Consider the following 20,107-nt stretch of genomic DNA (forward strand, 5'->3'; position numbering starts at 1 on the left):
ATTAACTGAGGTATTGAAGCAATACTAACTCTCATTGTAACTTTGAGAAAAAGATTTTACCAATATATAAACTACGCTACGTAACCTTTTGCTTTTAATTTCATTATATCCTTTGACTAATTTTAGTATTTCTTCATCATAAGTTTCATGTGAGTCGACATGCACATCAGTAAAAAAATCAGCCACATTAATCGATAGTGCTTTTGCTAAGTCGTATAGCCTACTGGCCAAAATTTGGTTTGAACTATTTTCGTACCTTTGTATTTGTCTATACGAAACGCCTATTTTCTTTCCCAACTCAGTTTGTGTTAAACCACAGTATAATCTAAGTTCTTTTATTTTTTTGCCTAATTCCACCTTTCATTACTAATTTTAGCTGCTCAAGCTTATATTGAATTTTTTAATTTATGAAGTAGAAAAAAAGAAGGAAAGTTGGAGAACTTTCCTTCCGGTCTACAGATTACAATAAACCACTATCATAAAAACTAAAGTGGCTCTTCTGTGTTACGATTATGTGATCTATTAATTTCATTCCTACATTTTCGCAGGTTGCAGCTAATGTAAGTGTGTTATCCTCATCCTCCTTTGATGGTTCTGTATCTCCACTTGGATGATTATGTGAAATTGCAATAGATGATGCATCGATCAGTAATCCCTGTTTGATTATTTCTCTCACATATAGAGGTACTCTGTCTATAGTTCCACAGTCTTGAATATACTCGTATATCAAATGACCACTTCGATCTAAGTATATTACTCGCAAGCTTTCCTTTCGTGACTGCCCTATTGCTGTTTTAAAGTATTTTAGTAGCTCTTCTCTGTTATCAAGAATCGACAGCTTTTTTAACTTACCTTTCAGTATCCTATCGAAAATCTCTTTCAGACAAAAGATACTTGCTATTGCTCCATCATTCATTCCTGTAACATTTTTTAGCTCATGAAAGTCAGCGTTAATTACCCTTCCTAAACTACTAAAGAGCTCTATTAGCTTTTTGGCCACTTCTCTTCCTTCTTCACATTCAGATAGAGTACGTTCCAGTAGCTCATGGTCAAGTAAAGACCTGCCTCTACTTGATAAAATGCGAGTTTCCAATTTTTCTTTTCTCTCACTATTATTCATAAAAACCTCCAAGGTCAACATTATATACAAATTCAACGCCAGCTTTCTGACGCAGTAGTTCTCGAGGAATAACCCTTTTGAACTCTAAATTTGCAATGTTGTCCTTGTTGCTTTAAAAGCTGGAATACCATTTGCCATGTGAATTTGTGCATTAACATTTACTGTGCTGGTTCCCTGAAGAGCAACGGTATTTATATTTGCAATCATACTATATTATATAAAGTTATTAATATAATATATTGACAAAGTAACGAAGTAAACAGTAGCTGTTAAAAGTGGTTTAATTTAGCAAAAAAGTGTAGTACTCTATCACTTTGCTGATTATATATGTTTATAAGAATAATCGCTTTTCTTTTGCTATATTCAAGCGCAGTTTTCTGTAGTGATTGTAACTTTAACTTACCATATCGTGGGCTCAGTTGTGATTTGGATCTATCATATAGAAATTTAAGTAATATAAAGAAATTATTGAATAACAAAGATAAGTTCGTTGCACTTACGTTTGATGATGGACCGTCTTATAATAGAGCAGGAGATATTATTAATATTCTGGAGAGCAATAAAACAAAAGCGACATTTTTTGTGCTTGGTGGACGTATAAATAAAAAAACATATGAGATAGTAAAGAAAATCCATGAAGCAGGTCATGAGTTAGGCAATCACTCTTGGTCGCATAGGAAGTTGACATCACTTTCAAGTGAGGAACAATTGCAAGAGCTGGAAAAGACAAATGTGGCAATTAAAAATGCAACAGAACAGAATGTAAAATGGTTTCGCCCACCATATGGATGTCATAACGATAATTTGATCGAAAATACTAATCGATTAAATATGTATTCCATATTATGGACAGTCGATTCTCTGGATTGGCAAGGTGATAAATCAGAGATTTTGGTTGAAAGAGTTTTAAGCAATGTACATAATGGAGCGATTATATTGTTCCATGATCACGATAACAAATCAAATACAGTTGAAGCTTTACCTCAGATTATTGAAATACTAAAAAAATCGGGTTACAAACTTGTTACCTTAAGTGAGTGGGAAGAAAGGGTTTGTGATGTAGTGAAAGCTAGAAATGTGCCAATAAAAGGAGGATGAGTGCGTTCTAAAGGAATTCTATGTGGACAAAAAACAAGGTCTTCAACCGCAGGGCATTCATATTAGGTGGTATTCAGCTTACTATTTCTGCTATTTTTAGTTATAGGTTGTATACTTTACAAGTACGAGATAGACAAAAATATGAAGTGCTATCCAATAATAATAGGATAAAAGTTGTTACTATTGTGCCTAAACGAGGCAGGATTTTGGATAGGAATAGCGTTGAACTCGCAGTAAACAAAATTTCGTATATTGTTTTATTTGATGGGCAAAAAACCTTTACTAGGGAAGTTGATTTTCAGATGTTATCAGAAATTAAACCTGATGCGATAAAATCATCAGAAAGAAGAATAACTGCTCTTTATAAACGTTACTACCCATTTGGTTCGATATGTTCTCATATAATCGGATACACGAAAAGACAGCAAGGCATAAACGAAGCAGGGGTTAGTGGCATTGAATATACATATGATGATATATTAAAAGGCAGGACAGGCAAGTCTGAGCAGGAAATAAATTCTAAGAAGCGTATCATGAGAGAGTTGTCTAGCATACCTCAACAAGACGGACAAGATGTACAGCTGACAATTGATGTTGATTTACAGAAAAAAATCGCAGAGATATTTAAAGACCACCAAGGTTCCACAGTGGTAATTGATGTAAATAACGGAGAAATTTTAGCATTGTATAACTCACCTTCTTACGATAATAATCTTTTCACTAGCAGATTATCAAATGAAACTTGGGAAAGTTTAAATATTCCTTCGTTACCGCTTGTAAACCGTGCATTATCATATCAAATTCCACCTGGTTCAATATTTAAAATAATAGATGCGCTTGCGGGTTTAAAAGATGGAATAATAACACCAGAAGAAAAATTCTCGTGTAGGGGATATATGAAGATAGGTGAGCGGAAATTTCGTTGCATGAAAAGCAAAGTTCATGGATATGTATCTTTAAATGAGGCAATGGCTCTCTCATGCAACACTTACTTTTATAATATAGGAAAAAAAATAAATGTAGATTCTCTACTAGAAATGGCTAGCAAATTTGGTATAGGAAGTGGACCATTAATTGGAATGTTTAAGGAAGAAGCTCCGGGATTGTTGCCTGACATGAATTGGCGTGCACGCAAGCTATATTCAGAGTGGTATTTAGGTGATACCATTAACTTAGTTATAGGACAAGGGTATTTACTTACAACGCCATTACAGCTTGCGGTTCTTGCAGCGAGGGTTGCAACAGGAAAGGAGGTAATTCCCCACATTGAGATGAGTAAATCAGGGCAAGACTTTCTTGATATTGATGTGAATCATGAGCATCTTAGTGTGGTTCGAAAAGCTATGTTTGACGTGGTGAATTCTAACTATAGAAAAGGACTAGGCAGTATACAAATTGCTGGCAAAACCGGAACACCAGAGATAAACTCTAAAGGTGAAAGTCATAAATTGTTTATCGCTTATGGCCCCTACCATGATCCGCGCTATGCAATCTCAGTGTTTATAGAACATGGTAAAACTCCACGCCAAGATGTTGCAATTGCTAGTGAGATATTGCAATATATGCTTGAAAAATGAACTTATGAAATTGCCATATATGTTACTTGTAATTTATATATTCAAATCAGAGCTTTGAGGTTAAAAAAAAGAAACGAAAATTGCATAAACCTTTTCAATTTAGTGCTTTAATGTTTCTGATGAAGGGAAGGTATTATCCTTATTTTCTATGGAGGTAGACACACTAATTTCGTTATTATCATCAATTGAAGTAATAGGGTGCATCAAAGCAACTTTTATAACTTCATCAATATTCTCAGCAAAAATTACATTGATTTCTTCTTTTATATTTGCAGGAATCTCTTGCATATCTTTCTCATTTTCACTTGGTATAATCACAGTTTTGATTGATCCTCTTAGCGCAGCAAGCAATTTTTCTCTCAAACCCCCAATAGCCAACACTCTACCACGCAATGTTACTTCACCTGTCATAGCAACACTTTTGTTAACTGGTATATTTGTCATAAGAGAAACAATAGATGTACATACTGCACTGCCAGCAGAGGGACCATCTTTTGGCACAGCACCCTCAGGTACATGCAAATGTATATCATTATTTTGAAATTTTTCGGGTTTTATACCGAAAAATAAACAATTTGATCGCACATAACTATACGCAGCTTTTATAGACTCTTGCATAACCTCTCCAAGCTTTCCTGTGTATTTTATTTCCCCCTTGCCCGGAATTAGGACTGACTCTATCATTAAAATATCACCACCTGTTTCAGTATAGGCGAGACCAGTTACTACCCCTACCAAACTCTCATTTTCTGCAATGCCAAAGGTATACTTACGTACCCCTAGGTAATCTTGTAAATTACCAACCTCTACGGATATTTTCTTATTTTTATCAGTTAATATTGCTTTAACTGCTTTTCTCATGAGCTTTGCAAGTTCCCTTTCCATGCTTCGCACGCCGCTCTCACGTGTATATAAACGTATCAACTCGTATAATGCTTCATTAGTTATTTTCCACTCCTTCTGATGCAAACCATGCTCTTTTTTTAATTTTGGAATAAGGTGATGCGTAGCAATACTGATCTTCTCATCTTCGCTATATCCAGATAATTGTATAATTTCCATCCTATCACGCAAAGGATGTGGCAAATTTAAGCTGTTTGCCGTAGCTACAAACATTACACTTGAAAGATCAAATTCAACTTCCAAGTAATGATCCGTAAAGTGTTTATTGTGCTCAGTATCCAAAACCTCAAGTAATGCAGATGCAGGATCACCACGCGAATCAGAACCCATCTTATCTATTTCATCAAGCAGAAAAAGCGGGTTGCATGAATTAGCTTTTTTCATGTGTTGAATGACTTTACCAGGCATTGAGCCAATATAAGTTTTTCTGTGTCCTCGTATTTCAGACTCATCACGTATACCACCAAGAGATATGCGAACAAAATCTCTTCCTACTGCTTTTGCCATAGACTTAGCTAAAGAAGTTTTACCAACACCAGGTGGTCCAACTAAGCAAAGTATAGGACCCTTTATCTCTTTTACTCTCTTTAATACTGCTAAAAATTCTATTATTCTATCTTTTACTTTCTCTATGCCATAATGATTTTCATCTAAGATTTTTTTAGCCGCATTTAAGTTAATTTTTGCATCTTTGTACTTTCCCCATGGCAAATCAAGCAACCAATGCAAGTAACTAGATATAACTGTTGCTTCAGGAGAAATGGGATTCATTTTCTTATATCTCTTTAAGTCAGTTATGGCTTTCTCTTTTGCTTCCTCAGAAAGCTTTGTTTCATTTATCTTTTTTTCAAATTCATTGAGTATATTCCCTTCATCTCCATTTTCAAACTCACCTAATTCTTTCTGTATAGCTTTTAATTGCTCATTAAGGTAGTAAACTTTTTGAGTACTTTCAACCTGTGATTTAATTGTCTTATACAAGCGGTTTTGTGCACTCAAAATACTTATTTCTCTCTCAATAAGAGCAAAAACTTTTTTTAAACGCTCTTTTGGGTTATAAACTTCAAGTATGTTTTGCTTATCTGATACCTTTATATTTAAGTGCGAAGCTATCATATCTACAATTTGATTAACCTCTTTAACTTGATCAATGGGGTCAATAATAATCTCGGGTCGACTTTTCTTGCTTAGTTTACACCAATTGTCGAATGCATCTATAACAGAACGCCTTAAAGCTTCTAAATCAATATTATCTTCATTTTCTCCATACTCATAATGACCATCTAACGCTACTCTGGCCTGTAACAAAGTGTGAGAGCTAATATATTCTATAACTCTTCCCCTTCTTACCCCATGAATCATGACTTTTACTGCATTGTCAGGCAGTTTTATTAATGGTTGTATAATGTTTGCTAACACGCCTACTTCATAAAGATTCTCTGGCTCTGGATTATCAATAGAACCATCTTTTTGTGCTATGAGAAAAATCTCGTTTTGGTGACTACTGCTACTTATTGCATACTCTAGTGCATGAACAGATTTTTCTCTACCTACGAATAAAGGCAACATTATATTTGGAAAAATTACTACATCTCTTAGAGGTAATACTGGTAATACAGTAGAATTAAAGTTTACAGCACGTCCAATACTCATAATATATGCCTCAAATTAATCATTAACCGTTATAACACTACCCTTATTATTATGATTAATCGTCGCTTTGCCTAATTCTACCATTTTCTTAGTAACCGTTATAGCGCTACCTTCAAAACCTCCATTGCCAGCTGTATACATAACATCAAGCAAAAGTGACTCTAAGATAGCACGTAACATCCTTGCACCTGTTTTATAGCTTATAGCTTTTTTAGCAATAGCTGATATTGCTTCATCTGAAAACTCAAGGTTTACTTTACTAAATGCAAGCAATGCTTTATATTGTTTTACTAGCGCATTTCTTGGCTCTGTCAACACATGTATTAAATCCTCGTGATCCAGCTCATCTAGAACAGCAGTTATTGGAACCCGTCCTACAAATTCGGGTATCAAACCGAATTTGATTAAGTCCTCAGGTTGAGCATCGCGTAAAGCATTTTTTTTCTTTTGTGTTTTAGACTGACTTATATCTGCTCCAAAGCCAACTGATGTTCCCTTTTTTCTTGCCTCAATAATTTTATTTAGGCCTTCAAAAGCTCCTCCACAAATAAATAGTATGTTACTAGTGTCTACTTGTATAAACTCTTGTTGCGGGTGTTTTCGCCCTCCTTGTGGAGGAACATAAGCAACCGTACCTTCCATGATTTTTAGTAGAGCTTGTTGGACCCCTTCACCTGAAACATCACGGGTTATTGAAGCGCTTTCAGACTTTCTTGTGATCTTATCTATTTCATCGATAAACACTATACCATGCTGTGCCTTTGCAACATCATAATTTGCAGCTTGTAATAGACGTGACAACACGCTTTCTACATCATCACCTACATAACCTGCCTCAGTCAAAGTTGTCGCATCGGCCATAGCAAATGGCACATCTGAAACTTTAGCAAGTGTTTTTGCTAGCAAAGTCTTACCAGAACCAGTAGGGCCAATAAGCATTATATTTGACTTCTCAATTTCAATATCACTTATAGAATGAAGTTGCATCATGGATTGACAATGGTTATACATAGCCACAGATAAAACGTGTTGCGCATGTTCCTGACCTACAACATGCTTACTAAGAAAATTTTTTATATCTTCAGGTTTCTTTAGTAATAGCTTCATATCAGATATATGATCTGAATTAAAAGCTCTCTCTTTCTTTTGACTTATTGCTTTATGGGATAACTCTATGCATTCATTACAAATGAACACCTTTAAACCATCTGAAGAGTTAGTAATCAATTTATCTACTTCGTTTTGTGCCTTGTTACAAAAAGAACAGTAGTGTAAATCATTATTGTTATCCATTAAACTACCTTTTGTTTAACTTTAATATTTTCAATCTTCATATCTTTACGCTCAGCTATTACTTTATCAATCAAGCCAAGTTTCATTGCTTCTATAGGATCCAAAAATTTATCTCTTTCCATCATTCCTTCAATCTTCTTGAGTGAATGCCCAGTATGTTTTTCATAAATTTGATTTAGCTTTTTCTTAATTCGCAAAATTTCCTTAGCATGTATTTCTATATCAGTTGCTTGACCTTGATAACCACCAGATGGTTGATGTATCATAATTCTTGAATGAGGTAGAGAGTGGCGCTTACCTTTCGCACCAGCTGCAAGCAACAAAGAACCCATAGATGCAGCTTGACCTATACATAAAGTTGAAACGTCTGGACTTATGTACTGCATTGTATCGTAGATTGATAAACCAGCAGTTACAACACCGCCTGGCGAATTAATATACATATGAATGTCTTTATCAGGATTTTCCGATTCTAAAAATAAAAGCTGTGCTACTATTACGCTGGCCATGTTGTCTTCAATAGGGCCAGTTACGAAAATTATTCTTTCTTTTACTAGCCTTGAATATATGTCATAAGCCCGCTCACCGCGACTAGTTTGTTCAACTACAATTGGTATAAGAGTCATACCTTTTCCTATCAAATATTATCAAATAATTCCTTTAATTCTTTCACAGAAACAATCTGTTCTTCTTTACTAGCTTTTTCTATCATATAATCTGTCACTTTATACTCAAGCGCTTGCCCTCTAACGAATTCCTGAAATTGTCCGTCTGATTTAAAATGTTTAAATACTCTGTCAAATGATACATCTTTACTGACATATTGATTTACAATAACATTCATAATATCACTTTGAGTTAATGATATTTCATGTTCTTTACTGAACTCCATAAATAGCATTGCAAGCTTTACACGTCTTTCAGCTTCTTTACAAGAATCATCTTTAGCATTCAACTCTCTTTCCACTCTCTGCTGTTCCTGTTTTACTACTTCTATAGGCAAATCAAAACTATAACTAGCATCCAAACAATCAAATAGCTCTTTCTTAATTAAGAGATCTCCCATTTCTTTACACTGATTATCAATTACTTCTTTTACATGATTTATTAGCGAAGAATGATCTTCAAAACCAATTCTCCTAGCTATTTCATTATCACTTTGCAAATCTTCGGCAATCTGAATATCATTAACTCGAACAGAAAAAGCAGCCTCCTGCCCCGCAAGGGAAATTACCTGGTAATCTTCAGGAAATCTCAACTTAAAGCTTTTTGTTTCCCCTTTTTTCATGCCAATTAATTGATCTTCAAAACCATTTATAAATGTTCCAGATCCTAAATTAACAGTAAAATTTTTGCCACTTCCACCTTGAAAGAGCTTATTTCTAATTCGCCCTTCAAAGTCAATTATCAGTTTATCCTCGTTTTTTGCTTGATAAGAAGCATCATCAACAGAGACAAAGTTAGGAAATTTTGTTTTTATAGAATCAATAAATTCTTTTATGTCTCCCTCTTTGATTTTTGCCTTAACTTTCTTCAAATTTATTTTATCAAGATCTATTACTGGCACTTTTGGCATCGATTCAAAAGATAATTTGTACAGAAAGTCGCCTTTTTCATCCTTTTTATCCAGGTTTGGTAATGACATAATATCAACCTTAGGATGGATGTGAGACTTAACTTCGATTTTTTTCATTAAATCACTTGAGCAATAGTCAATCGTATCTTTTATCACATATTCCAAAGCTTCGTTTTTATAATTTGTAACAACAAGATCGTAAGGCATCTTTCCGGATCTAAATCCAGGCAATTTTGCATCCTTCGCTATTTCTTGTAATCTAGAGTTTATCTTTTGTTCTATATAATCACTACTAACTGTGATTTCATACTCATACTTTAGTTTATCTACACTAAGTTCCTTATAGGTATATATATTACTTAATGTATCTGCTTCGACTGCATTTTGAGTTATATTACTAGACATTACAACCTGTTATCAATATTTTATTTATGTTTTAATAAAGCCATTTTACCAGAATTTAAGTTAAATACAATCCTTAAGAACAGGTTCTTATACAAACAAAAGTGTACTTAGTGATTATAAATTTTCTCTTAAAACCTGAGTTACATGACTTTAAGTGCGGATAGAGGGACTTGAACCCCCACGAGCAAGCTCACCAGGACCTAAACCTGGCACGTCTACCAATTTCGCCATATCCGCAAGAACCCTTCATTAACTTATAGATAACCACTTCTTTCATCTTATGCAATTTAAAGATTAGATTTTAGTACCACAGACTGAACTTATAATACTGGTTAACTCCACTATGAATCTAAGCCTGAATTACTTTAACTAACATTATTGAGATAAGTACTGTCTTAGAAATATTCAAGGCTTATTCAATTTATAGTATTTACACAATAAAAAAAGCTTATTAATATTCTTTAATTAAAGCTCTAAACTCTGGAAATTAATAATGAGATTAATAGCAAGCTTCTTACTCGCAATTTTTCTGATTACACAGAGTGGCTGTACGACTCTTGTGAGTGGTATAGTGGTAACAGCAACTGCAGCGGCTACAGCAATAACAATGCAAGATAAATCCTTGGGAAACATTATTGATGATACAACTATAGTAATAAGAATCAATAAGGGACTCTTAAAACACGGACTGTTCTCATCTATAAAAGTTAAAGTGAGTGAAGGAAGAGTATTACTCATTGGAAATGTTGATAATCATGAAAAGCAACTCACAGCAGAGAAAATAGCTTGGCAGCAAAAAGAGATTAAAGAAGTGATAAATGAAATAAGAGTCACACCAATTAAAATGGCTTCTATGCTAGATGTTACTGTAGATGGTATGATAACAGCAGAGATAAGCACGAGGCTTCTGGGAAAAAGAAATATTAAATCAATTAATTATAGCGTTAATACAGTTGATAGAGTCGTTTATTTGATGGGTATAGCTCAAAATAAGGCGGAATTAAAAGCTGTAATAGCAATTGCAAGAAAAGTAAAAGGAGTAAAGCAAGTTGTAAGCTATGTGAGATATAGACATAGCAAATTGCGTCATTGATGAAAATTTACTTGAGTGTTAGTACCATGTAGCTAAGCCATAAAATTCCTTTACAAATTTCGTCAGTTCACTCTTATGGTATGTATAACAATGTTACAAAAAATAATATCATAGAATTCAATAGAATAATTCCTAGAAAATCTCTACATACTAAAAAAAGTAAAATGCTATTTAACACTCCCAAGCTTAAGAATAAATAGCAAACATCTATATCTCGTGCGATATGGCGTTTTATTCCTGAGATTTTTTTACCAGCGTCATAGCCTTTTTCTTCATCAGTGTCTGCGTTCTTTACACTCTGAGTGTCAATTATGCAAAAGCTGATTTTTTCTTTCCAAACATTGTTTTGTCGGACCACACTAACTATTTTTTTTAACATGCACTCCAAAATACTTTTTTTTATTTCCTTTTACTTTTTCACTCCATTTTTGAAATAATCATAACAATTGCGCCATTTTGGAAACTCTTTTGGTAGCATCCTCCACTGATAACCACTTTTTAGGGCGTACAACACTTCGCAAAATATATCATACAAATCAAGTTTTCTTGGTTTTGTTTTTTCCACAAGACTCCAGATCTGGTGAAATAATCTCAAACTTCTCTCGACTTATGTCACTTGGGTATACACTCCTCATATATCCTAATTTATACACTCTATTTCTTACTTTATGCCTTTCTTGAGATTATGAACAGGTTCTTAGAAAGCTAGCGTTCTACTAGTCATGTTCTTTATCTTGCTTTACAACAATGCATCTTTTCATTCCAGCCAAGTCGTATACGTATTCCTGAAAAGCCAGTCCATATAAGGGTATTATTTTGTCAATATTGCTTTGATCTTCGCCTATTTCCAATATCGCAAACCCATCTTTTTTAAGGCACTTTTTCAATATTGGAAAAATACTCAGGTAACAGCTCAATCCATCGATACCGCCATCAAGAGCAATTCTTGGCTCTTTTTGCACTTCAGCTTGCAGATCTTTTAACTTACTTCTTTTAATATATGGAGGATTGCTTATTATGAGATCAAATAAATCTCTGCATTCTATCCACGAATTTGGAAATATTTTAGCTCTGTTGAGAAGATTATGTTTCTTTGTGTTCTGGTAGGTAATTTTGTATGCTTCCAGGCTTTTTTCAAAACCAACTCCAATAGCATATTCATACTCACTAAGTACGGAGATCAACAAACAGCCTGTGCCTGTGCCAAAATCTGCAATTTTTATTTTTTGCTTCTTATTTTGGTAATATTTTAACACTGTTGAAATTACTGTCTCACTATCTGGTCTTGGATCTAGAACATGTTGGTTAACTATAAAATTTTTACTCCAGAATTCACGATTACCTATTATTTGCGATATTGGATATCTTTCTGCTCTTTTTTTTGTTAATTTCCAGAATAGAAGTTCTTTGTTTCTTGGTACCTGATTGATGTGATTCATGATTGTGAATGATCTTTCTACTCCAAGTACGTACTGCATGATGATTTCACAATCCAAATGTGGTGATTCAATTCTATGTGATGATAGTAGCTTTGACCCTTCTTTAATTAAAGCGCTGATTGTTTTCATTATTCTAAAAACGTGTTCCTTGTATGCAAGAACAGCAAAATTGAGTATAGAATTTTGAACTTAGGGTAGCTGCATTAAATCTAAGTGTCAAGAGTAGGATTGTAAAAATCATCCGGCTTTACTGGTAATTCGGTTAGTTCGGTTGGTATTTTTGCATTAATGTTAGAAGCTCTTGGCTCTATTATAAGCATTATTTTCTGCATATTCTTTGATAGCCATCACAGTATATTACTTGTTCCATATCTATATTAATTCGACCACAGCAAGTGATAATTTCTTAATATTAAAACCAATATGCGCTTTAGCATATAATTATCAGTAGCTTTCAAAGCAATTAGGCTGAGATTATTAGAGTAGTAATGTTTATTTTTATATTGACTATTGAGGTTTATTATTTTATAACTAAGACTTAGTTGTTTTTAGAGTTTTAAGTTTACAGTATATGCCTACGATAAATCAATTAATATGTAAAGGTAGATCAGGGTTAACTCGCAAGAAGAAGGTGCCAGCTTTGGGAAAATGCAATCCTCAAAGAAGGGGTGTTTGCACTAAGGTATATACTACAACTCCTAGAAAGCCTAATTCAGCACTACGTAAGGTAGCTAGAGTAAAGATTAGTGGATACGGTGAAGTGACGGCTTATATACCTGGCGAAGGTCATAATTTACAAGAGCATTCTGTTGTTTTAATACGTGGTGGGCGAGTTAAGGATTTGCCGGGTGTACGTTATCACATAATAAGAGGTGCTCTTGATCTACGTGGTGTGCAAAATCGAAAGAAAGCTCGTTCAAAATATGGTGTAAAGAAATCTGGTTAAAATTTATGGCACGTCGTAATAAAGCAAAAAAAAGAACAAGCCCTGACTCTCGTTATGGTAGTGTCTTGCTTATGCGTTTTATTAATATAATTATGAAATGTGGTAAAAAATCTATTGCAGAAAAGATTGCTTATAGTGCTTTGTCCTTAGCTGAAAAGAAAATAGGCAAAGATGCCTTATCAATTTTTGAAACAGCAGTAGAAAATGTTACCCCTTCTATAGAAGTACGCTCTCGGCGTATTGGTGGTGCAACTTATCAAGTCCCTGTTGAAATTCGTCAAGATAGAGCAATTTCTTTGGCATTAAGGTGGATTGCTAGAGCAACTTCTGCTGCTCGAAAAAAGAGCGGTAGAACTACTGTTTATTGTTTGCAGTCTGAAATATTAGATGCTTATAATAAATGTGGTGGTGCATTTAAGATGTGTGAAGAAAAGTATAAAATGGCTGAAGCTAATAAGGCATTTTCTCATCTTCGTTTTTAATATTAGCTGATTGATTGTGGTATGGAAGTTTTAATATCTAGGTATAGAAATATAGGAATAATGGCTCATATAGATGCTGGCAAGACCACCACAACAGAGCGTATTTTATTTTATACTGGCAAACAAAATAGGATTGGTGAAGTGCACGATGGTGCAGCTTCTATGGATTGGATGGAGCAAGAGAAGGAGCGTGGCATTACAATTACCTCTGCTGCAACAACATGTTTTTGGAATGATCATAGGATTAATATAATAGATACTCCTGGTCATGTTGACTTCACTATTGAAGTTGAGAGATCTTTGAGGGTTTTGGATGGTGCGGTTGCTGTATTTGATGGAGTTGCTGGAGTTGAGCCTCAGTCTGAGACAGTTTGGCGTCAAGCTGATAAATATAACGTTCCTCGTATCTGCTTTGTTAATAAAATGGATAGAATCGGGGCAAATTTTTATCGATGTGTCGATATGATAAAAACGAAGCTTGGCGCATCACCTTTAGTTATTCAGTTGCCAATAGGAAGTGAGAAAGATTTTAAAGGCATAATCGATCTTATTTCTATGAAAGCTATTATATGGCAAGAAGAAACATTAGGCGCTAAATTTTCTTATGAAGATATTCCTTCTGATTTGCTTGATAAGGCTCAAGAGTATCGAAATCTTTTATTAGATGCTGCAGCTGAAATGGATGATGAGGCGATAAATACTTACTTTGAATCTAACGATCTGCCAATTGATTTGTTGAAAAAGTGTGTGAGAAGCGGGACCATTAAAGGAAAATTTGTCCCTGTATTATGTGGGTCAGCTTTTAAAAACAAAGGCGTGCAATCACTTTTAGATGGTGTGGTTGATTTTTTACCCTCTCCTATTGATGTTGATGTAATTATTGGAACTGATCCTAAAGATTCAGAAAAGAAAATTGAGATCAAACCTTCAGAAAAAGAGAAATTCGTTGCTCTTGCGTTTAAAGTGATGACGGATAAATTTGTAGGTAGCTTGACGTTTATTCGTATTTATTCCGGTAAGTTAAAATCTAAATCTGCTGTGTTAAATGCTGGAAAGAATGAGACTGAAGGAATTGGTAGAATGTTGCTTATGCATGCAAATAACAGAGAAGATATAAACGAAGCTAAAGTTGGTGATATAGTTGCCTTAGTTGGATTAAAGAAAACAATTACTGGTGATACTTTATGTTCATCTGATTTTCCTATACTATTAGAGCGTATGGAATTTCCTGATCCTGTTATTGAAATTGCTATAGAACCGAAAACCACCTCAGATCAGGAAAAATTAGGTGTTGCTTTGAATAGATTGGTTGCAGAAGATCCTTCTTTAAGGATGTCAGTAAATGCAGAGAGTGGGCAGACTATATTGAAAGGTATGGGTGAGCTGCATCTTGAGATTATTGTTGATAGAATGAAGCGCGAGTTTAATGTTGAAGCTAACGTTGGTGCGCCTCAAGTTGCATATCGTGAAACTATCACTAAATCTGTTGAAATTGATTACACTCATAAAAAACAATCAGGTGGTGCTGGTCAGTTTGCTAAAGTTAAAATAAAATTCGAACCTCTTGAGCCTGGTTTTGGCTTTCAGTTTGAAAGTAAAATTGTAGGCGGTGCTATTCCAAAAGAGTATATACCTGGAGTGCAAAATGGCTTGGAGTTGATAAAAGAAGGTGGTATAATTTCCGGCTTTCCATTGATTGATTTTAAGGCTACTCTTCTTGATGGTGCTTTTCATGATGTTGATTCTAGTCCTTTGGCTTTTGAACTTGCTGCTAAAGGTGCTTTTAAGGAAATGGCAAATAAAGCTGGTCCAAAAATGCTAGAACCTATAATGAAAGTGGAAATCATTACTCCTGAAGAATATATGGGTGATGTTATGGGTGATATAAATAGTAGAAGAGGCAGTGTTGTTGATATGCTGGATTTAGGTAATAATAGCAAAATAATTACTGCTTCGGTTCCTCTTGCAAATATGTTTGGTTATATAAATGTTTTGCGTTCTATATCTCAGGGAAGAGCTCAGTATAGTATGCATTTTTCTTGTTATGAACAAGTGCCACAATATGTGGTTGATGAGTTAAAGTTAAAGTATAATTAAAGGTTAGTAATTATGACAGCGATAGTAGAAGCATTTGGAAAGCCGCATGTAAACGTGGGAACGATAGGACATGTGGATCATGGGAAGACAACGTTAACAGCGGCGATAACAAAGCATTATGGTAATTTTGTAGCATATGATCAAATAGATAAAGCGCCAGAAGAGAGAAAGAGAGGTATAACAATAGCAACAGCGCATGTTGAATATCAAACAGAAAAGAGACACTATGCACACGTTGATTGCCCTGGACATGCTGATTATGTAAAGAATATGATAGTAGGTGCAGCACAGATGGATGCAGCGATATTGGTAGTGTCAGGGGTTGATGGGCCGATGCCACAAACGAGAGAGCATATATTGCTGGCAAAACAGGTGGGTGTTGGATATATCGTGGTATATATAAATAAAGCTGATGTTGCTGATGCTGATATGATAGATTTGGTAGAAATGGAAGTGAGAGAGTTGCTGAGTAAGTATGGATTTCCAGGTGATGAAGTGCCTGTGATAGTTGGGTCTGCGTTAAAAGCATTAGAGGATGATAATAGTGAGTATGGAAAGAAATCAATAGATAAATTGATGGAGAAGTTAGATGAGTATGTGGCAGTACCTCCAAGGCCTGTAGATTTGCCGTTTTTGTTGCCAATAGAAGATGTATTTTCAATATCGGGCCGAGGGACGGTAGTAACAGGAAGAATAGAGAAGGGGGAGATAAAGACAGGGGATGATATAGAGATAATAGGTCTGAAAGCGACGCAAAAGACGACATGTACTGGTGTTGAGATGTTTAAGAAGTTGCTAGATAAGGGAAGTGCAGGACTCAATGTAGGAATACTACTAAGAGGAACAAAGAGAGAAGAAGTGGAGAGAGGGCAAGTATTGGCAAAACCAGGGACAATAACCCCGCATAAGAAATTTAATGCGGAGGTGTATATATTGAAGAAAGAAGAAGGAGGAAGGCATACACCATTTTTTGGAAATTATCAGCCACAGTTTTATTTAAGGACAACGGATGTAACTGGGAGCATAAAATTGCTAGATGGAAAGGAGATGGTAATGCCAGGGGACAATGTAAGTATAGAAGTGGAGTTGCAAGTACCAATAGCAATGGATAAAGGATTACGTTTTGCGATAAGAGAAGGTGGTAGAACTGTTGGTTCTGGCGTTGTTTCGGAAATTTTAGAGTAAACTTTGAATTATAGGAGTGTAGCTCAATTGGTAGAGCGCTGGTCTCCAAAACCAGAGGTTGTAGGTTCAATTCCTATCGCTCCTGCATTAATATTATGGTAGAAATGTTAAAAAACCTGTATGTTTTTTTTTGCGATATAAAGCAAGAAATAAGGAGAATTGCTTGGATAAAAAAACAGCAGGTATTGTCATCTTTGTTTATTGTAATAACTGTTATATTATGCTTTTCGATTTTCTTTTGCTTCGTAGATTTTATGTCTCTTTACGTAATTAAGACTTTATTTGGAATTATTTATGGAATATAAGTATAAATGGTATATCATTAAAGTCGATTACGGGTATGAGAAGGATATATGCGAGTTGGCAACCAATACTGTTTACTTTAAGGAGGTGTTTATTCCTTATCAGACAGTATGTGATGTAAAATCTGATATAAAAGAGTTATGTGAAGTATATATATGTATGCATCTGTGTGATGAAAGCAAAAATATTTTGAATCAAATGACTGGGTTTTGTGGTGATGAGTCTGGTCATTTTGAGATGATTTCAGATGATGAGGTAATTTTAAAACGTAAGGAATTTAATAGATATAAGTGGTACATTTTAAGAGTTGCCTCTAATTATGAAGAGAAAGTGCGCCAATATATATTAGAAAATTCTATGAGATTGAATATTAATAATTATTTTAATAGGGTTTTTATTCCTTGTGAAGAATTAAGTGAGATGGATTTAAAATCTAAAAAAAATGCTAAACGAAGGAAGTCCTTTCCTGGTTATGTCTTTTTATACATGAATTTATGCGATGAGGTATTAAATTTTATTAATAATATACCAAAATCTCTTAAGGTTTATGGATTTTTAAAAAATGGTAATGTTCCAAAGGTGATTGAGGATAATGAGATTCGCTCAATGTGTAGTGCGCTTTACAATGCTCAAGAAACGAAAAAGTTGAGTTATGGTTATGAGAAAGGTGAAAAAGTAAAAATTAATGATGGTCTTTTTCAAAATTTTACTGGTAAGGTAGATATGGTAAATGATGAGAAAAAAATTATTAATATTGAAGTATCAATCTTAGGTAAGCCAACAATAATAGAGCTTGATTTGGCTCAAGTAGAGAAAATAGAGGATTAATTATGAGTAATGTAGTTGCTAAGATTAACTTGCTTATGGAAGCTGGAAAAGCAGTTCCAGGACCGAAAATTGCTTCAGTACTTGGCCCGCGTGGTATACCTGTTCCTAAATTTTGTGAAGCTTTTAATAAAGCTACTAGCGCTGCTAACGCTAGTTATAAAGTAGGTGATTTAGTAACAGTGAGAATTTCCATAAAGGATGATCGCTCTCATGATTTTACTGTCAGCGGTCCGCCTGTGGCTTATTTGCTTAAGCAGGAAGCTAAATTAAGTAAAGGTTCTGGTAATTCTGGTAAAGAATTAGTGGCTAAATTATCTATGTCTGCTATCATTAAAGTGGCAAAGTGTAAGATGGTTGATATGAAAGTGGATAATGAAGATTCAGCAGTGAAGATGGTTATAGGCACTGCAAAATCTATGGGTATAGAAGTTGTGGAAGGTTAGGTAAATGAGTACATATAATGATGATTCTAAGCGGTGTTTGGAGAAGATTGTTGAGTCTGCTTCAGCAAAATTTAATGAATCAGTTGATATCGCAGTCAATTTAGGTGTAGATTCACGTAAATCTGAAGAGCAGGTGCGTGGTACAGTAGTGTTGCCTAAAGGTATCGGGAAGAATATTAAAGTAGCTGTTTTTGCTCAAGATAAACATTTATTAGAAGCTGAAAAAGCTGGTGCTGATATTACAGGAGGAGAAGATTTAATTGAAGAGATAAAAAAAGGTAGAAAGTTGAATGTTGATTGGTGCATCACTACTCCTGATTTCATGGCAAAAATCACTCCTATTGCAAAAGTATTGGGTGCTAAAGGGCTGATGCCTAACCCTAAATTTGGTACTGTGACTTCTAACATTGCGGAAGCTACTAAAACCATTAAGTCTGGTCAAATAAAATTCAGGACGGATAAAAATGGGGTTATTCATGGTAAATTAGGAAGTATTAAATTTGATATTGATGATTTGCTGGAAAATTTAAAAGCCTTTCTTAAAGTAATTAGAGACAATAAACCTGCTTCTGTGAAAGGAGTTTACTTTAAAAGCGTTTTTTTAAATTCAACTATGGGTAAAGCTCATAAAATAAACAAAGTAGAAGATATAATTTAAGGGAGCGAAATTGTGAAGCGTAAAGATAAGGATGAATTTATACAAAACATAATGAATGTGTTTGTAAATAATGATTTCTTAATATTGGTAAATTTCAAGTCTATGAATGTTAGCAATTCATTAATTCTTAGGAATAGTCTAAAATCTGTAATGGGTGGGATGTTAGTAGTTAAAAATACTCTAGCTTGCTTGGCTTTGGAAAGGACTGGTAAATTTTCTTATTTATCAGGTAAATTTTCTGGTTCTGTTGCTATTATATATTCTAGTGCTATAGTAGAAGCTGCAAAGTTAATAGTTGATTTTATTAATGCTAACAAAGAAAAAATGTCTGTGATTTGTGCGGCTCATATAAATGAATTGTTAACAGTGGAAGATGTTAACAAATTGGCTAAGCTTCCCTCTCTGGATGAATTGCGTGTTAAAATTATGCGTTTAATATCTTATGATATTCCTGCTCGGTTAGCATTGTCTATTAATTCATCTTCTATGAGGCTTATGAGAGTTTTGGATTACTATAGTTCTAAAAAATAAATTTGTTGTTAAATAAGGTGGTCAGTATGAATAATGTAACAAGTGATTTGGTTGATAAAATATTATCTTTAAATCTATTAGAAGCTTCTGAACTTGTAAAAGTTCTAGAAGAAAAAATAGGGTTGCCTAGTGGTTCTTTTCTTGGTGGAGCTGTTGGTGCTGGGGTGCCTATTAGTGATAATGCTAATGCTCCTGTTGCTCAAGAAAAAGCTGAATATAAAGTTGTAATCAAAGAGATTGATGCAAGCAAAAAAATAGGAGTGATTAAAGCTATTAGAGAAGTTAATTCTACATTGAATTTAAAAGAAGCGAAAGAATTAGTTGAGTCTTTACCAAAAGATTTGACTGCTAATGTTTCTAAAGACGAAGCAGAAAAAATAAAGCAAAAACTTATTGAAGCAGGAGCAACTAAAGTTGAGCTTGAATAAAATGTTAGTATATTAATTTTATGTTGATATAGCTCTTTTAATTAGTGAA

At 34.3% G+C, this 20,107-nt stretch carries 21 protein-coding genes, 2 tRNA genes and 1 pseudogene; 14 read left to right on the forward strand and 10 right to left on the reverse strand.

Translation table 11 applies throughout. From position 1 onward, the window contains the following. Positions 1–24: 24 nt before the first annotated feature. From OOK82_RS00100 to OOK82_RS00110, 3 genes are all read right to left on the reverse strand, one after another. A complete protein-coding gene (locus tag OOK82_RS00100) occupies positions 25–357 on the reverse strand; it encodes a helix-turn-helix domain-containing protein (RefSeq protein WP_041582615.1) in 333 nt (110 codons plus the stop codon). Positions 358–460: 103 nt separating this feature from the next. Beyond that, complete coding sequence (locus OOK82_RS00105; protein ID WP_012673223.1) at positions 461–1,120, reverse strand: JAB domain-containing protein; 660 nt, start codon at positions 1,118–1,120, stop codon at positions 461–463. 84 nt (positions 1,121–1,204) lie between these two features. Beyond that, on the reverse strand, positions 1,205–1,327 hold the full coding sequence (locus OOK82_RS00110; protein ID WP_264337643.1) for a hypothetical protein: 123 nt from the start codon (positions 1,325–1,327) through the stop codon (positions 1,205–1,207). Between the two features lie 120 nt (positions 1,328–1,447). Here OOK82_RS00110 and OOK82_RS00115 point away from each other — a divergent pair, with 120 nt between their 5' ends. Together OOK82_RS00115 and OOK82_RS00120 are read left to right on the forward strand one after the other, a co-directional pair. After that, positions 1,448–2,218, forward strand: a complete 771-nt coding sequence (locus tag OOK82_RS00115) for a polysaccharide deacetylase family protein (protein WP_264686641.1) — start codon at positions 1,448–1,450, stop codon at positions 2,216–2,218. A 20-nt stretch (positions 2,219–2,238) separates the two neighbouring features. Then, positions 2,239–3,795 (forward strand): penicillin-binding transpeptidase domain-containing protein, encoded by a 1,557-nt coding sequence (locus OOK82_RS00120; protein ID WP_264686640.1) that lies wholly within the window; start codon positions 2,239–2,241, stop codon positions 3,793–3,795. Between the two features lie 99 nt (positions 3,796–3,894). On the opposite strand, the gene lon is transcribed toward OOK82_RS00120, so the two are convergent. From lon to OOK82_RS00145, 5 genes are all read right to left on the reverse strand, one after another. After that, positions 3,895–6,351, reverse strand: a complete 2,457-nt coding sequence (gene lon, locus OOK82_RS00125; RefSeq protein WP_264686639.1) for an endopeptidase La — start codon at positions 6,349–6,351, stop codon at positions 3,895–3,897. 15 nt (positions 6,352–6,366) lie between these two features. Beyond that, entirely contained in the window at positions 6,367–7,644 is a 1,278-nt protein-coding gene (gene clpX / locus OOK82_RS00130; RefSeq protein WP_264704253.1) for an ATP-dependent Clp protease ATP-binding subunit ClpX, read from the reverse strand. Continuing rightward, positions 7,644–8,270, reverse strand: a complete 627-nt coding sequence (gene clpP, locus OOK82_RS00135) for an ATP-dependent Clp endopeptidase proteolytic subunit ClpP (protein ID WP_139686893.1) — start codon at positions 8,268–8,270, stop codon at positions 7,644–7,646. The genes clpX and clpP overlap by 1 nt, the downstream gene beginning before the upstream one ends. Before the next feature lie 11 nt (positions 8,271–8,281). Beyond that, a complete protein-coding gene (tig, locus tag OOK82_RS00140) occupies positions 8,282–9,625 on the reverse strand; it encodes a trigger factor (protein WP_264704254.1) in 1,344 nt (447 codons plus the stop codon). 155 nt (positions 9,626–9,780) lie between these two features. Beyond that, positions 9,781–9,862: transfer RNA gene (locus OOK82_RS00145), tRNA-Leu, on the reverse strand. A gap of 256 nt (positions 9,863–10,118) precedes the next feature. On the opposite strand from OOK82_RS00145, the gene OOK82_RS00150 reads away from it, so the two are divergent. Next, a complete protein-coding gene (locus tag OOK82_RS00150) occupies positions 10,119–10,718 on the forward strand; it encodes a BON domain-containing protein (RefSeq protein WP_010406846.1) in 600 nt (199 codons plus the stop codon). 211 nt (positions 10,719–10,929) lie between these two features. On the opposite strand, the pseudogene OOK82_RS07645 reads toward OOK82_RS00150, so the two are convergent. Together OOK82_RS07645 and prmC are read right to left on the reverse strand one after the other, a co-directional pair. Then, positions 10,930–11,353 (reverse strand): annotated as a pseudogene (locus tag OOK82_RS07645) (transposase); the annotation flags it as partial. An 81-nt stretch (positions 11,354–11,434) separates the two neighbouring features. Continuing rightward, the gene (gene prmC, locus OOK82_RS00160; RefSeq protein ID WP_017532120.1) at positions 11,435–12,286 is read right to left on the reverse strand and encodes a peptide chain release factor N(5)-glutamine methyltransferase; all 852 of its coding nucleotides are present in this window, start codon (positions 12,284–12,286) and stop codon (positions 11,435–11,437) included. Between the two features lie 442 nt (positions 12,287–12,728). Between prmC and rpsL the strand changes: the two genes are divergently transcribed. From rpsL to rplL, 11 genes are all read left to right on the forward strand, one after another. Then, on the forward strand, positions 12,729–13,103 hold the full coding sequence (rpsL, locus tag OOK82_RS00165) for a 30S ribosomal protein S12 (RefSeq protein ID WP_010406837.1): 375 nt from the start codon (positions 12,729–12,731) through the stop codon (positions 13,101–13,103). A 5-nt stretch (positions 13,104–13,108) separates the two neighbouring features. Beyond that, positions 13,109–13,585: a 30S ribosomal protein S7 gene (rpsG, locus tag OOK82_RS00170; protein ID WP_006014699.1), complete on the forward strand. Its 477-nt coding sequence runs from the start codon at positions 13,109–13,111 to the stop codon at positions 13,583–13,585. A 21-nt stretch (positions 13,586–13,606) separates the two neighbouring features. Then, positions 13,607–15,682 (forward strand): elongation factor G, encoded by a 2,076-nt coding sequence (fusA, locus tag OOK82_RS00175; RefSeq protein ID WP_264704255.1) that lies wholly within the window; start codon positions 13,607–13,609, stop codon positions 15,680–15,682. A 12-nt stretch (positions 15,683–15,694) separates the two neighbouring features. Further along, positions 15,695–16,867, forward strand: coding sequence for an elongation factor Tu (tuf, locus tag OOK82_RS00180; protein WP_264686636.1), 1,173 nt, complete (start codon positions 15,695–15,697; stop codon positions 16,865–16,867). Positions 16,868–16,879: 12 nt separating this feature from the next. Continuing rightward, positions 16,880–16,952, forward strand: a tRNA-Trp gene (locus OOK82_RS00185). A gap of 19 nt (positions 16,953–16,971) precedes the next feature. Next, positions 16,972–17,172, forward strand: coding sequence for a preprotein translocase subunit SecE (secE, locus tag OOK82_RS00190; protein ID WP_007301991.1), 201 nt, complete (start codon positions 16,972–16,974; stop codon positions 17,170–17,172). Beyond that, positions 17,162–17,998, forward strand: coding sequence for a transcription termination/antitermination protein NusG (gene nusG, locus OOK82_RS00195; protein ID WP_010406831.1), 837 nt, complete (start codon positions 17,162–17,164; stop codon positions 17,996–17,998). The genes secE and nusG overlap by 11 nt, the downstream gene beginning before the upstream one ends. 2 nt (positions 17,999–18,000) lie before the next feature. Further along, a complete protein-coding gene (locus tag OOK82_RS00200) occupies positions 18,001–18,441 on the forward strand; it encodes a 50S ribosomal protein L11 (RefSeq protein ID WP_010406829.1) in 441 nt (146 codons plus the stop codon). Between the two features lie 4 nt (positions 18,442–18,445). Next, on the forward strand, positions 18,446–19,099 hold the full coding sequence (rplA, locus tag OOK82_RS00205; protein WP_019236646.1) for a 50S ribosomal protein L1: 654 nt from the start codon (positions 18,446–18,448) through the stop codon (positions 19,097–19,099). Positions 19,100–19,111: 12 nt separating this feature from the next. After that, complete coding sequence (rplJ, locus tag OOK82_RS00210; protein ID WP_007301987.1) at positions 19,112–19,630, forward strand: 50S ribosomal protein L10; 519 nt, start codon at positions 19,112–19,114, stop codon at positions 19,628–19,630. Between the two features lie 26 nt (positions 19,631–19,656). Then, positions 19,657–20,058 carry a 50S ribosomal protein L7/L12 gene (rplL, locus tag OOK82_RS00215; protein ID WP_007301986.1) on the forward strand — a complete coding sequence of 134 codons (402 nt, stop codon included), beginning with the start codon at positions 19,657–19,659 and terminating at the stop codon, positions 20,056–20,058. Positions 20,059–20,107 lie beyond the last annotated feature (49 nt).

The organism is Wolbachia endosymbiont (group B) of Apotomis betuletana (assembly GCF_947250475.1).
Lineage (GTDB): Bacteria > Pseudomonadota > Alphaproteobacteria > Rickettsiales > Anaplasmataceae > Wolbachia.

What these genes read in the sequence shown, in the direction of transcription:
- tuf (WP_264686636.1), top strand. Translation starts at nt 15,695, where the DNA reads ATGACAGCGATAGTAGAAGCATTTGGAAAGCCGCATGTAAACGTGGGA.
- lon (WP_264686639.1), bottom strand. Translation starts at nt 6,351, where the DNA reads ATGAGTATTGGACGTGCTGTAAACTTTAATTCTACTGTATTACCAGTA.
- clpX (WP_264704253.1), bottom strand. Translation starts at nt 7,644, where the DNA reads ATGGATAACAATAATGATTTACACTACTGTTCTTTTTGTAACAAGGCA.
- clpP (WP_139686893.1), bottom strand. Translation starts at nt 8,270, where the DNA reads ATGACTCTTATACCAATTGTAGTTGAACAAACTAGTCGCGGTGAGCGG.
- rpsG (WP_006014699.1), top strand. Translation starts at nt 13,109, where the DNA reads ATGGCACGTCGTAATAAAGCAAAAAAAAGAACAAGCCCTGACTCTCGT.
- OOK82_RS00110 (WP_264337643.1), bottom strand. Translation starts at nt 1,327, where the DNA reads ATGATTGCAAATATAAATACCGTTGCTCTTCAGGGAACCAGCACAGTA.
- nusG (WP_010406831.1), top strand. Translation starts at nt 17,162, where the DNA reads ATGGAATATAAGTATAAATGGTATATCATTAAAGTCGATTACGGGTAT.
- fusA (WP_264704255.1), top strand. Translation starts at nt 13,607, where the DNA reads ATGGAAGTTTTAATATCTAGGTATAGAAATATAGGAATAATGGCTCAT.
- tig (WP_264704254.1), bottom strand. Translation starts at nt 9,625, where the DNA reads ATGTCTAGTAATATAACTCAAAATGCAGTCGAAGCAGATACATTAAGT.
- OOK82_RS00200 (WP_010406829.1), top strand. Translation starts at nt 18,001, where the DNA reads ATGAGTAATGTAGTTGCTAAGATTAACTTGCTTATGGAAGCTGGAAAA.
- OOK82_RS00115 (WP_264686641.1), top strand. Translation starts at nt 1,448, where the DNA reads ATGTTTATAAGAATAATCGCTTTTCTTTTGCTATATTCAAGCGCAGTT.
- rplL (WP_007301986.1), top strand. Translation starts at nt 19,657, where the DNA reads ATGAATAATGTAACAAGTGATTTGGTTGATAAAATATTATCTTTAAAT.
- OOK82_RS00105 (WP_012673223.1), bottom strand. Translation starts at nt 1,120, where the DNA reads ATGAATAATAGTGAGAGAAAAGAAAAATTGGAAACTCGCATTTTATCA.
- prmC (WP_017532120.1), bottom strand. Translation starts at nt 12,286, where the DNA reads ATGAAAACAATCAGCGCTTTAATTAAAGAAGGGTCAAAGCTACTATCA.
- OOK82_RS00120 (WP_264686640.1), top strand. Translation starts at nt 2,239, where the DNA reads ATGTGGACAAAAAACAAGGTCTTCAACCGCAGGGCATTCATATTAGGT.
- rplA (WP_019236646.1), top strand. Translation starts at nt 18,446, where the DNA reads ATGAGTACATATAATGATGATTCTAAGCGGTGTTTGGAGAAGATTGTT.
- secE (WP_007301991.1), top strand. Translation starts at nt 16,972, where the DNA reads ATGTTAAAAAACCTGTATGTTTTTTTTTGCGATATAAAGCAAGAAATA.
- rpsL (WP_010406837.1), top strand. Translation starts at nt 12,729, where the DNA reads ATGCCTACGATAAATCAATTAATATGTAAAGGTAGATCAGGGTTAACT.
- OOK82_RS00150 (WP_010406846.1), top strand. Translation starts at nt 10,119, where the DNA reads ATGAGATTAATAGCAAGCTTCTTACTCGCAATTTTTCTGATTACACAG.